We start from the raw sequence: 13,986 nt of genomic DNA, 5'->3' as shown, positions 1-13,986 counted from the left end.
GAAGCTCAGTTCCAAACTAAGCCCTACCAAACAAGCTCCTCACTCTCCCCACCCACAACCCCGTCCAACCATCAAACCCCGCCCCCACTGGCATGGTGTATGCCAAATTCGCTGGCAGCCTGACCTGTATCGCCGTACCTTCACCCTCTACTGTTTTCATGAGGTAGCTTGCGCCCATGGCCTCGGCGCGTTCTTTCATGCCGACCAGGCCCCAGTGGCCTTCGCGCTGGCCTGCGTCGGCGATGGCGGCAGGCAGGCCTTGGCCGTTGTCGGCGATGCGCAGGGTGAAGTGGTCGCGATGGTATTCCAGTTCAAGCGTCACCTTGCTGGCATTGGAATGTCTGGCGGCGTTGAGCAGGGCTTCGCGGGCGATGGCGTGGATTTCATTGCGGATGGCTTCACACAGCCAGCGAGGCTTACCGCGTAGGGTGAGGGTGAAGCGCTCGTTGAGCAGGATGCTACCGTATTGTTGCAGGGCTTCTTCCAGTTCTTCGGGCACGGATTCGCTGCGCAGGTCCATGATGTGCTCGCGGCCTTCGACCATGAGCTGGTCGGCCAGGTCCAGGGTCTGTTCTAGCCTGGCACGTTCTTCAGAGTCGCTGGGCAGGCGGCGGGCCTGGCTGTCAAAATACATGATGAGGCCTTGCACGCTTTGCAGCAGGGTGTCGTGCAGACCACGGGCAATGCGGGCGCGTTCTGCCAGTCTCTCATGCATGAGGTCTTGCATGTGGGCGGTCAGGTAGCGTATGCGCAGCAGGTAGATGACATACAGGCATGCGGCGGCCAGTGCGATTAACAGGGCGATGAACCAGGGTGTTTCTGTGAAGACGGGGGTGATGCCGATTTGCATGGCCGTGCCTTGCTCATTCCATACACCATCTTCATTGGCGGCCTTGACCATGAAGCGATAATTGCCGGGTGGAAGATTGGTGTAGAAGGCTTCGCGTCGTCCGTGTGGGTCTTGCCAGCTTTTGTCATAGCCTTGCAGTTGATAGCGAAAGCTGATGCGTTCTGGCATGCTGAGGCTGAGTGCGGTAAAACTGATCTGGATATCGCGGTTTTCTTTTGGTAATTGCAGTGATGCTTGCGCGGCATAATCTTTGCCACCGGCGTGGATGGCGCTAATTTGCACTGACGGTTGCAGGGCATTGCGGGGGATATTTTGCGGGTCTATGGTGGCGATTTCGCTGGCAGTAGAAAACCACAGTTTGCCATCACTGGCGGCGATCAGAGTCGGCAGCTGGCGCAGTTGCGATGGGCTACCCAGCAAGCCATCAAGTGCATTGAAACGCTCATAGTTTGCGATATGTGTAGAGTCACGCAATAGCTGCTCAACTTCGCTGGCAGGGATGTGGGTAATGCCATCTGCTCCATGCAGCCAGAGATCACCAGCGGCTGTGCGGACTATGCCTGAAATGCCTCTTAAAGCTAGTTGTCCAGTGATTCTGACTGGTACAAAATGTTGAACGTCACGCTTGCTATCGTAGAGAGCCAGGCCAAATTCGCCACTTGCCCAGAGACGTTCGCCATCTGCTTGCAGAGCCAGCACATTACCAAGTTCCAGACCTTGTTCTTTGCCAAATAGCTGGACGCGTTTGCCGTCAATAAGGGCGATGCAGTTATTCAGATAACCTGCCCAGATGCGGCCAGAGGCGTCTTTGGTCAGGCTCATTACTGTCTCAGTGGGCAAGCCATTGAGGCCACTTTGCAATTGCCATTTGCCCTCGTCTAAACTGAACAGGCCTTTGCGCGAGACGGAAACCCATTTTTGTTGTTGCTGGTCGATGACCATGGCCTGCACCTGGTTGCCAGTGACATCGCGCGGCATGGGGAAGATGGCAAACTTGTTGGCATCGCGCCGCCACAGTGCGTTATCGTTACCCAACCAAAGCGTGCCATCGTCAGCACGATAGCTCATGCTGAAATGCGTATCCAGTTCTTGCTGATGGTCGCCGTTGCTCTTGAAGCGGCGTACTGGCCCGACAAAATCTGCGGTGATGACTTCACCATTTCCTGCACTGACCATGGAGGGATGATCAAACGGCAGCGCCACCGGCAAGATGTACAGGCGGTTGCGACGCAGGCGGTCTAGCCCATGGGACGTGCCTATCCAGATATTGCCTTCCCTGTCCTGGAAAAAAGTTTGCGGCAGGGGGCCGCTCATGCCGTTCTCTTTGGTCAGGAGTTGGTCTGAGCCATTGTCTGCCGTATAGGGAGCGCGGCGGCGTTCGAGGGCGTGGGTGCGCAAAATCCACATGACGCCTTGGCGGTCAAAGAACATGCCATTGCCTTCTATCTCAGGCTTGGGCACGGGCTTGCCTGCGGGTTCGCTAGTACTCATGCGGTAAAATTTATACGCACCGTCAGATGCCCAGAGCGTGCCGTCTGGGCTTTCTGCCATGGCCATTAAATCGAGCTTTGGCCAGGCCTGGGTATAGCGGGTTTCACCCGGCTGGCGAAAATAGACGCCGCCTTTGACCGATACCCATTGCACACCGGCTTTGTCAAACAGGATTTGCCTTGCCATGAATTGCGGCAAGCCCATCTCAGTGCCAACGCGGCTGAAACGCTGTGCTGCTGGCAGCAATACAGCCAACCCTTCGCGGGTAGCGGCCCAGATACTGCCGTCCGGCCCCATGGTCATGCTCATGATTGTGCCGCCGGGCAGGCCGTCTGCCTCGGTATAGGTGCGCACGGTATTGTTCTTGAACACGCTGATGCCACCAAAGCGGTAGCCTACCCACAGGCTGCCGTCAGGCGAGCCGAGCAAACCCAGCACATTGCTGGATTGCAGTGGCTGGCCCTGGACTTTGTCCATGCGTTCAAAACGGACGCCATCAAAACGGAATAAGCCAGTGGGCGTGGCGATCCACAACCAGCCATCGGTGGTCTGGGCGAACTTGAGTACATCATTGGGCGCGCCGTTGAGGCCATTCCAGGCGGTGTGGGTGTAGTCCGCCAACAGTCGGCTGGGCTGAGTACTGATGGCGCTGGTGACGTCAGAATAACCAGCCACAGTCGCTGCGAATGGAATATGAGCAATAAAAAGGGAACTGAACATGAGCGCAGCCATGCCGGTTTTAAGCAAGGTCTGCCATTTGATAAAAAACACTTGGGTGATCCTGGGCGGTAAATAAACGGTCTATGGACTACAGTCTAACCAAGTTTACAGCACAGGATAAGAAATACGTTTTACTTGCATTGCCCCGTCACGGCATTATAGGCTAATGCCGCAGCAGCAAAATACCCTTTGAAATTGGTTATCCCTATGGTAATGCCATCAGGATTGGGTTTAATGCAATCTTCTATTTTGGCCTGGCTGACTGCGCGGCCGAATTTTTTATTCTTGCTGACCTCTGCCGTTTCCAGCGTTTTACCAGCATGTCCAGGCATTTTTTGCATATCGCTCTGGCTGTCGGCGTAGGCTTTTGCAACGGCATCCCTGCCTATATTGAGCGTGGCTGGGGCGTCGGATTTCTGTCCAACAGGGAAGTCTTTAGCGGCATCTTGCAGTTCTACTTGTGGTGTTGGCTGCCCAATTATTTGTTGAGTGCGCTGCGGCGCAGTGCTTGCTGGCCTTACTTGCCGCTCAGATTTTTTGGTGGCAGTAGTCGCACTGCTGACGGGTTTGTCGTCTTTGACTATAGATTTGGGAATGCTCACGATCAGGGATGACAAGTCCAGACCAATATAGGCGGTGGCAGGCGCAGGTTTTTTATACCAGGGTCTGACGAGCTGGAATAAAAACAAAGCAGTGATCAATGTGGCGATGATGAAGGAGACGAGGGATTGCAAACGTCGTTCATTCATCAGCATATGCTGGCGGGCTTGCATCAATGGTGTATTCAAAATGGAAACGACTTCTTTGACCTCGCCGTTGAAAAAACAGTTCCGCCCAGGGTTTTCTTCGTGCTACTCACACAATGAAGGCTTATCAATGATTAATTGTCGGTATTTTCGGCGGCATAAATTTAGCGGCGCAAACATCTACCAGCTACCAGGTACGGAAAACCGTGAATACGCCATGTGCAGCATCGACAACGAGTAATTGCCCACCGTGACTGCCGTAGTGTTGATCGGGGCGAAAACTTATTTCCCCAAATCCTGAAACAGTAAAATCTCTGAGCTGGCTCAGTTGTTGCAGCAGTTCTGGGCGGCCTAGCTGGCGGCCACTGCGTTTGAGTGCTTCGATGAGTACCATGCCTGCTGCATAGGCGGCGTCACTGTAGGCGGCGGGCAGGTCAAACACTGGGCTGCTGGTGTGCCAGGGTAATAACAAGCGCAGGCGGGCTGCTTGTGCGGGTGGCAGTTGCAGGCTTGCCTCGCCGATGTGGATGGCGCTGGCATATAACAGGCCATCACCAGTGGCTGCAAGTACTTCTCGCAAGTTGGCGGAGCTGCCAAGATAAATCACTGCTTCGCCCGGCTTGCGCACTTTGGCTGACCACACTTGTTCGCGCAGTGACTGGTGATTGTCCCGCGCTTGTTGTCGCAACACTTTGAGCAATGCATGCAAGGCGGGATCATTGCCGAGGTCATAGATCAGGGTCAGCTGTTGTGTTGCTCTATTGTTGGGAGCAGCGCCGCGCGCATCTAATGCAGCCTGGGTCAGCAAAGCGCTGGCTTGCTCGCGTATTGTGGGCAAGAGTTGGAAACTGACTGGTGCAAGCGTGTCAGAAAAATTGGCAACGCCTGGTAACGGTAGCTGTCCAATGTCTGGCAAAACCTTGGCCTCAGTGGTGGATTGGCGAGTTTGCAAACTGGCGACTTCGACAAACACCTGGTCTGCCGACGGATTGAGCAGCAGTTCCAGCTTGCGACCGTATACTTGCTGATCAAAAGCCTTGATCAAGCCTGCCTGTATGGCTGCACCGTAGGCGTTGGCAGGTACAGAAACGCCTACGCGCAGCACGGTGTCAGTGAGACCTGGCGTATCTCTGCCGATGACACTCAGGTAAGCGAGCAAATCATCGACGCTTGAGGCATCCATGTGATAGCGTGGCATAAGGGGATGCAGAGCCTGACCATTGCTGCCCACACCGTCAAGCAGGGCGCGTTGCAGGTACTGGCGATCTGGTTTGCCTGCGATGGGCGGGGCTCGCAAGCCGCCCTCTTCGCGGCCCTGCCCCTGGTTGCCATGGCAGCGCACGCAGGCGGCCTGGCCGTTCCAGCCTTTGTGGTAGATGGTTTGGCCGCGTTGCCAGGCTTGGTCATCAGCAGCGCTGGCAACGTCAGCGAAGAGCAGCCAGAGAAAAACAAACAGTGCAGTCCACAAACTTGCCATCATCGTGCAGGCAAGAGCTTTCCTACGGCCAGGGCAATATCTTCTGGCCTTGCTGTCGCATGGATTTTTTTCCAATCGCCGGTCTGTACATTGCCTGCCAATAAAATGCCGCTGTGGGCATCTTTATCTTCGCCACTGCCACCGAGTTTTTTTGCAACAGCGCTGATGTTTTCTGTACTGCCAGTCAAAAATAACCAGCCTGGGCGGACCTTGAATTTACTGGCAAAGTCTTTCAAGACCTTGGGGGTATCAGTGTCAGGGTCAACCGTAATGCTGACCATTTGCACGCGCGGGTCCAGCAGGGGTTGTACCCTGGCCAGGTTGGCCGTCATGGGTGAACAGATGCCGGGGCAGGTGGTGAAGATGAAATTGATGAGTACGACTTTGTCTTTCATCACGTCATCAAAAAAATGCACGGTCTTGCCATCTTGCGTTTGCAAGGGCAAATTGGGAAAGTAGCGGCCATTGGCTGCCTGCATGGCGGGGTCAGGCCCGGCCACTTGTTCGACAGTACTCTGGATAAGCTTGGCCTCGGGCATGCTGGCAAGTTGTTGCCAGACCTGTTTTTTTTCATTGATGACAAGGACCAGGCCACTATGATTGCTGATATCGCCAACACCAGCATGAAGGGATCGCAATAATTTATCGACGACGGCTTTATTACCCGTCAAAAATTGCCAGCCGGGGCCAGTTTCAAACTGCTGCGCAAAGGCTTTGAGGCGTGGGGGGTTGTCAGTGTTCGGATCTATACTGATGGAAATAAAAACCACGTCGCGACCTACCCGCGTGCCCAGCTCACGCTGCACCTGGCGCAAGGTGGCAGTCTGGGTGGGGCAGATCATGGTGCAGGAAGTGAAAATGAAATTGACGACGGCGGTCTTGCCCTGTACCAGCTCACGGTAGAAGGCGACGTTCTTACCATCCTGGTTGATCAATTGCGCTTCTGGTATTACACGCATGGCTGCCTGTGCAGATGGCATTGCCACAAGCAATATGCAGCACACCATAAGTGCCAGTACTTTGTTCATTAAACCGGATACGTCTTTAATCACTTGCTTCATATTAATCCCACAGTAAGTCTTTACTTCACCGTCAACACCAGTCTTGCCGACTGGTTCCAGCTCATGCCCAGCGATGCTGCCTGGAAGTAGACATAGTAATGTCCACTGACGGATGGCGCAAAGCTGATGCCATAGTCACCGTTTTTTTGTTCCTGTGCATCCAGTTGAAGTTGTTGATTGCCTGTTGTATTAAACAGCAAAACCTGCAAGTCATGAATGCCGGTCTTTGGCTGACCACTGACTGCATCGCGGATGACGAATTGCAGGTTCTGGTTTTCACCTTTGCTCAAGCTGGACGCAGTGCCAGTCAGTGTCACGGCATAGCGTGTTGCAGGTGGCTTGGCTGGGTCAGCCTGCACTGTGATCGGAAAACAATGCAACATCTTGGGTGAGTCAAGATAAAACACTACCTGGTAATTACCCGCCATGGGCAAGCGGGCACTGGCCTGGTACAAGCCAGGCTGGTGTTCTTGCAGGCTGTGGTCAAGTACCAACACGGCGCGCGGCTCGTGGCCGTAATTGCGGAAACTACCTGCGGGTGCGCTCATGCCCTCCTGGTAGTAATAGATGGTACGGTCAGCGGGGTTGGCCAGCAAGGCGGCGGCACCATTTGGTACCATGATGGTCGTATCTGCCAGACTGCCTGCGCTGCGGCCCTGGTCCAAGGCTTTTTGTCCATTGCTGACAGATGCCAATGCCAGTGGCTGCCCGGCCTGTATGTTATGCGCTATTGCATCGAGCGGCACCAGTTGCATGATTTCACTGTGGCGGCGGCGGATGTAGGCCATGCGGTCAGAAAACGTGACCTGGTCTGGCCCATGTGTGATCTCAGCACTTTGCACGATCTGGTTGGTGGCAGCATCAAGCAAATCAAGTTTGTTTTTTTGCTGGTTGAGGATAAAGCCATAGCGGCCATCAGGTCCAAAACGGATGGTGGAAATACCTGGCAAAGCCTTGATGCTTGCTGCCTGTTTTCCTGCCTCATCAAAGGCGATAATCTGGCCATCACCTTCATGCGCGACATATAGCAGCTGTGCCTTGTATGACCATGCCATGGCGACAGGATTGAGGCCACCAGTAAGCTCTGCGATTTTTTTGAGGCTGCCTGCATCGATCAGGCTGATGCTGTTGTCTGCGCCATTGCTGACAAATGCGCGCTTGCCATCGTCACTGAAGACGATGGTGTGCCTGCCTTGTCCTGTCTTGATGTTTGCCAGCAGTTGACCAGTGGATGCAGATAAAACTGTCACGCCATCGTCAGTCAATACCCATACTTGCTGCGCGCCGGGGCGCAAGGCCATCTGTCCGGGATGACCGGGAACGGATACATGGGTGTTGACTTGCCAGTTGCGGGTATCCACCAGCGCGACTTCATGCACTTGCGGCTGGCTAACCCAGAGATTTTGCTCAGGCGTCAGCAACCAGTCTTGCCCTACCCCATGCAGTATCACCATGGTCAGCAGTTTGGAACCACCAAAGCCGGTTTGTGGATTGATGACGGAGATGGAATTATCTTCATTCAGGGCCAGCACATCATAAGCGTTCAAACTCAATGATGGCGCATGCAGCAAATCGCCACCGATAAAGGTGGCGACCTTGCGGCGGCAAGCCTGCTCACTGCTTTCTTGTGCCCGGGTTGGTTCATCTAGTCTATCTACCCAGGCGATAGGCCGTGCATTGCGGATGGGCCTGGCGCTGGCCGCATCGCGCAGGCTCAGGCTGAAGCGTGCTTCTGCGCCTTCTTGCATGGACTGTGACATGTCCAGTTGTAAGGAAATACCATCCTTGACTATCTGATTTGCTGTGGCGACAATTTCTGGTATCGATGCTGCAATGGCACTGCTTACAGAAATAGCTGCCAGCGCAGCCGCCAACATCAGCCCTGACAGGGCTTGATGCCAGCGATTGCGTGCACAGGCAGGTTTGTCAAGTATCGCGTACGCCATCAACGCTTCCGTCGTTCAAATTTTTGCAGCGGTATTGCAGGTGGTACGGCCTGTTTGTCTCCAGTCTCTATCGCATTATTGCTCGCTGTCAGGGTAGCTGCTGCCGGTCTGTGCTGTGCCAGGCCACCAAAAGAAGAACGCACTTCCAGCAGGGTCGGCGCTACTGCATTAGCGTTGACCTTGAATTGCCAGCGGCCTGTCTGGTCAACTGCGGCCTTGCCCAGTTCTTTACCGTCCGCCACGATGGTCACAGAATTAGCCTGCTCCCATTGCACACTACCAGGGCGCACGGTGACACTGCCTGTCAATTCCAAAATACCCTCAATGGACACGGCCTTGTCTATGACGACCACATCGGCAAACACTTCCTGCACTGTCGTTACTGCTTTTGCAGTTGCACCAGCTACAGCAGGGCTGACGCGGAACACGCCCCAGCCACCGGTGCTATATTGACCAGCAGGCCAACTGCGGTACAGGTAATCGCCCGGTACCGCGAATGCACCACCAGCCTGATCGACGACCACATCAAAATGTGATGTTGTGCCATAGCCTGACTGCGTACCCGTCGATAAGGATGCGGGATTACTGCCTATCCTCGCAGAGTTATCGGCATAGGGTTCAAACTGCCATTGATGCCCGGTCAGCTCAAACACATTCTGGTTATCCGCCAGCCCCATTGGCCCAAAGAGGCGGAAGCGTACTGGCGTGCCTGCATTGGCGCGGAAGACCGGTGTTTGCGGATCACCATTGACCTGTGTATTTGAAACTTCAGCCGTGGTGTCGATGGCGGGAAGATGAGGATTGACCTGGGTACCATAGCGATAAAAGAAAGGCTCGGTACGATAGTTGACCGCCATCAAGGGCGAATTAAGGCTATACAGTGATTTGCCCTGATATTGCATGGCGATATCAGTTTGCATGAAGACCGCAAAATCACGGAAAGTCTTGCCCACCGCAGGCGACACCGTGCTGGAAACATGTGTGCCTGGATCGTCTTGCCATTTCGCGCCCAGCGGCTCGATGATCATGCCGCCAAACAGGCCATGGTAAGCCTGCATCAGCGGGTCGGCCGGTGACAGGTTGAGTGCACCAAATTCTATCGGTGTGGCGCGGGTGATGCCGTTGTCGTTTTGCAGGGTGCCGGCATACCAGGTGTAGATGATGGATGGCGGCGTGCCGGTGCAAGGTGCAGGGTTGCAGGCAGCCACGGTTTGTACGGGATTGAGGCCGACGTTCATGCCATCTGCATTGCTGACATCCATCGCGAGCAATTGGGGGTGCAAGCCTGCCTGGGTGGACGGCAGCAGATTGATGTTGGCATAGGCATCAGTAAAGCCCAGCGTTGGCCGTGCCGCAGACTCAGGCGTGGTAAATACCGCGGCCCTGGCATTGACACGATTGGTCAACTGCAACCGGATGACGTCGCCAGCGGCAGCACGTAGAGCCAGTGGCTCAATATTGAGCCCGGCTTTCAGGGTGCCATTCGGGTTCAGGTCCTGGTCTTGCACATACACGATGGCATTGGGGTCGTTCAGGGTTTGGTTTGAGAACTTGCCATTCGTCAGTTTGGCACCGCGGCTGTTGTATAGCAGGGGGTTATTGGCACCCAGCAGTTGTTGTATGGTGGTGGCCGATACCTTGAACTGTCGCACGCAAGGGCCGCGCGCGGTGCAATCGGTGGGCAGGTTGGGCATGGTGGTGGCAACCGGCCTGATGCTGGAATTGCCAGGCAAAGGTGAGAGCCACGACACCTGGTTGTTATAACTGCGCATCAGGCTCCAGGCACCACTGACATTGCCATCATAGGCATTGCTGGCGTTGACCAGATAATCCAGAGACTGCGCCTTGCCAGTTTGCGGGATGGTGAACAGGGTTTCAAAATGCTCGGACAAGCTCATGGTCTGGCTGTTGCGGTAGCCCGAGTTGGTGTTGAAGGGCTCGAACAGCCATTTATTGCCATTCACGGTGACGGTATGATTACCCACCAGTGCACCATCAATGACGCGCAATTGCACGGGGTCATTTTCATAGACATGCAATATCGGCGTAAAAGGATCGGTGCCACCCATCTGTGCACTGACTGGCTGCCTTGGAAAGGTAAAGCAATTATTCGTGGCTGTTTTGACGCAACGCGGATTGATGTTAGCGCCACCTACGGGCTGCACGTTCAGTTGTGCATCATTGCGCAAGGTGGATGAATAAGCACGCGCGAGGTCAGTGCCTGAATTGACTGCACCATTGCTTGATGCGACCCGCAAGGCCAGCGACTCGTTACGGTAATTGAGTACCGATACACCGACACCAAAACCACCTATGATACTTGGTGTAGTGGTGGGTGGAATCGGTGGGTTGACTGGGTTGCTGATCGCCACGGGCAAACAGCCATTGCAGTTGATGCCGTTAAGCGGGTCAGCCCAGCCAGTGTAAGTCCCATTCACACTGCGCTTACAACCGCTATACAGGGGATCTTGGCCTGGATAGCAATCAAAGCTGGTGCGGCTGGCTGGCAGGTAGGCAAATTGTGAGTCTGCCACCGCAAGCGCAAATTCACGATAGGCCTTGCCCTGGCGTGGCACGATATTGGCGGCATAGCTGGTGGGGCCACCATCATTGCGGCTACCAAACAAGAGACGACCATCCGTCGAAGTCCAGCGCGAGTCTGTGGGCTCGACCACCAGCCCGGCATACAGGCCCACCATTTGATGGGTGGACGGCCCAAAATGGTCGTGGGTGAAAACGGTTAGCAAAGTACGGTCGGCTTTTTGTTTGTCCATTACCGGGTCAACCCACCAGCGCTGCACTGTGGCCTGCGCACCCACCCACTGCATGCTGCCGGGTGTAGGGCCATTGCCAAAGGTGGCAATGGCTTTGGGGGCCAGCCTGACTTGCCTGCCATTCGCGGCAATACCACCAGCCTGGTTGATGCCATTGATGCGGGCGCGTACTTCGTCCGGGCTGAAGGTGCCATCTTCATAGTTGAAGCCATTGGCTGCACCGTCAGAGGCGAGCACATCAAACTTCACGAGGTGGATGTGCTGGCCGATGATGTCGGTCGGTGTGCGCACCTGGAAATCATCCAGTTCATAATAACTGGGCACCAGATTGGTATGCCAGTATTCAACCACATCATTGCTATTGGCGCGGAAAAACAAGGGTTCTGGTGGTTTGTCACCGTTCAATATCGGTTTCACATCCTGCCACAAAGCCAGTATGCGTTGCTGCGGGAAGTGCCAGCCTTTTTTATTGAGCACCACATCAGTCTGCATGGCAGCACCCTTGTAAATGCGCACTGGCGGCGTGACGGTGGCACCTCTGGCAGGATTGGCAAACGGTGCGCCGGGCGCACGCTGCAAGCCATTCATGGAAAACTGCGCGGGGCTGCCATCTGGCAACCTGGTGGCAACGGATTTTTGTTCATGCATGGACATTGCCGCCTGTTCTGTAGGCGTGCCCTGCTCTGGCAACTCGATGGCATTGATGCGGCTCATTTCTTTGGTAAAGTCAGTTGGCGTGACTTTATCGACAGAAATCGTGCCGCCGGTAATCAGATGGCGTGGCAATCCACCATTCAGTGCAACACCATTCTCGACCGCAAAATCATTTGGTGGATGCGGCGCACGGTGCCCGGCGACACCCGGCACAAAGAAGGGATAACCGGGGTTGCCCGCGCCAGTCACTTTGACCTGCCCTTTGTCGATATGCACTGGCGCTGGCAATGGTGCCATGGCACGGGTTGGCAAGGGCACGACACCAGGAATGGGTGTGCCCGCCAGAATCTCGGCATCAGGCAACGCTCGTGAACCGACCCTGGGTTTGCCATCAGTGCCAAGCGGCGTACCCAGTTCCAGCACATCATGCACGCGGAACAAGGCCCACATGCCGCTGGCAAAATGCGGATAGAAATGGCAATGAAAGATAGAGTCACCCGGGGTCAGGTTGCGGTTGCCGCTGCCCTCATACACCAGGTCCATGGTATAGGATGAACCTGGACCTATGGTCTGGCTGTCGAGATAACTGCTGGTATCACTGTCCGGTGAATATAGCCATTGGTGTGCATGATGATGATGCACATGGAAGATGCCCTGCCCCGCATGCAAGACACGGAAGCGGGCACGGTCCCCCTGGTAAGTGTGATACACATTCGATGGATCATCCGGGTAAAAGGCCTTGGTAGCCTTGGGCGGGGTGCAAGGCTGGGGCGAGCAGGTCAGGTTGGCGGGATTATCAACCACCATGGCCGGGTCACCACCCGCCCAGGAACTCAGGAAAAATTCTTCAAACTTACATTCAGGACAATCAGCAGTCGGCCCGACCTTGAGCCGGTTGGCCAGGATTTCAGCAGAAATGCCTGCGGAACCGTAGTTGATGGAAAACGCATCACTGGCACCACTCAAGACCCCGTTCAACGGATCATTTTGATTATTCATTTGCGGGAATGCCTGCACCAGCGTGAACGACTCGTGGTACATCACCGTCACTTCGCGATAAGGTGATTCTGGATTGGGATAAGACGGATTGCGTGTACCGCTAAATGTGAACGGGCCATGATTCGGCCCCGTGATAACGGCTGTGAGGTCGCTATGGACGATATTATTTCTGGCATCGAGCATCTTCAGCACTGGCTTGCTACTGCCAGGTATCAGCGCATCATAATTGATCACTGGATAGCCAGTCGGGCCGACGCCTGATGCCTGCTGCATCTCGGCTTGCGTGACCTGGCTGCGATACCATTCCGATCCGCGTGCCTGCACATTGACTGAACCAAACAGCCCATACGTCAGCTGCTCTTGTCCTGCCAGGCTATACAGCAAAAAGCTGCCTTCTTGTGCGGCATACAAGCGATAGGTCATGGCCCTGCCGGGAGCGATAATGCCGCTGTCATTGCCTGAGGGCGAAACTGCGTTATTGCCAACAAAGCTGCCATCATCCCTGATGGATGACACCAGCTCCATGCCAGCGACATGGACCGAGGCATTTTTTGTCGCCGGGTTGGGATTGAGATTAACCGGCTTGAGCCAGTTCTGGAAATTCACTATCAGGCAATCACCCACATTCGCCCGCAAAACCATAGGCCGCGGGCGTTTGCCTGGCCGCAATTGCGCATTGCCCGGCCCTGGCGTGCTGCCGCTGACGGCAACCACATCCCCCCGCAGTGCATACACCATGCCACCCGGTTGCGAGGTGCCCAGGCGGTTAATCATCATGGCCTGGTCTATCGCCACCACATCCGCAGTAATAACGCGTTCACATCGCGCAGCAGCTAAATTATCCGGCGCTGCCTGGGCTTGCGCCTGATCCTGAGCAGCGAGCAAAAATAGCATGGGAGCGAGGCTACTGGCTATCATAGAAAGGATTTTCATCTCTGTTCCATTTCAAGAAATTGGGGGTGCGATCAAGCTAGGCTCAACCAGGCAGAGTTGCTGACTGTTTATATTTTTAAATGTATTTTTTACAATATCGAGATCACTATACTCCTGATTCTTGAGTTTTTAACAATCAGGGAAAATATTTTAGTGAGGATGGGAATGGCGTTGTGTTTTTAATACAGGCTGGGGTGCGTGTACGTGGAGAAATGCAGGTTGGGCTACGGTGTATCAGCCCAACACTCGTCGTTTAAATAACCTATACGTTTGCTTGGTCCCAGTGCTGGGCTGATAAAACGGAGCCTAGCGAGCCCCGGCCCAACCTACAATGC

At 54.8% G+C, this 13,986-nt stretch carries 6 protein-coding genes; all 6 read right to left on the bottom strand.

Annotated elements, in window-relative coordinates; all coding sequences use genetic code 11:
- Positions 1-16 precede the first annotated feature (16 nt).
- On the bottom strand, positions 17-3,112 hold the full coding sequence (locus ACO0LG_RS16660) for a sensor histidine kinase (protein WP_423028307.1): 3,096 nt from the start codon (positions 3,110-3,112) through the stop codon (positions 17-19).
- 80 nt (positions 3,113-3,192) lie between these two features.
- Complete coding sequence (locus ACO0LG_RS16655) at positions 3,193-3,810, bottom strand: hypothetical protein (protein ID WP_423028305.1); 618 nt, start codon at positions 3,808-3,810, stop codon at positions 3,193-3,195.
- 184 nt (positions 3,811-3,994) lie between these two features.
- On the bottom strand, positions 3,995-5,287 hold the full coding sequence (locus tag ACO0LG_RS16650; RefSeq protein ID WP_423028303.1) for a c-type cytochrome: 1,293 nt from the start codon (positions 5,285-5,287) through the stop codon (positions 3,995-3,997).
- Positions 5,284-6,345, bottom strand: a complete 1,062-nt coding sequence (locus ACO0LG_RS16645; protein WP_423028301.1) for an SCO family protein — start codon at positions 6,343-6,345, stop codon at positions 5,284-5,286. The genes ACO0LG_RS16650 and ACO0LG_RS16645 overlap by 4 nt, the downstream gene beginning before the upstream one ends.
- A gap of 20 nt (positions 6,346-6,365) precedes the next feature.
- Positions 6,366-8,291 carry a YncE family protein gene (locus tag ACO0LG_RS16640; RefSeq protein WP_423028299.1) on the bottom strand — a complete coding sequence of 642 codons (1,926 nt, stop codon included), beginning with the start codon at positions 8,289-8,291 and terminating at the stop codon, positions 6,366-6,368.
- Entirely contained in the window at positions 8,291-13,651 is a 5,361-nt protein-coding gene (locus ACO0LG_RS16635) for a hypothetical protein (RefSeq protein ID WP_423028297.1), read from the bottom strand. Before ACO0LG_RS16635 ends, ACO0LG_RS16640 begins: the two co-directional genes overlap by 1 nt.
- Positions 13,652-13,986 lie beyond the last annotated feature (335 nt).

Origin of the sequence: Undibacterium sp. Ji42W (assembly GCF_049340405.1) — a bacterium.
Classification (GTDB): Bacteria; Pseudomonadota; Gammaproteobacteria; order Burkholderiales; family Burkholderiaceae_D; genus Undibacterium.
This window is presented reverse-complemented; position numbering and strand designations above follow the sequence as displayed.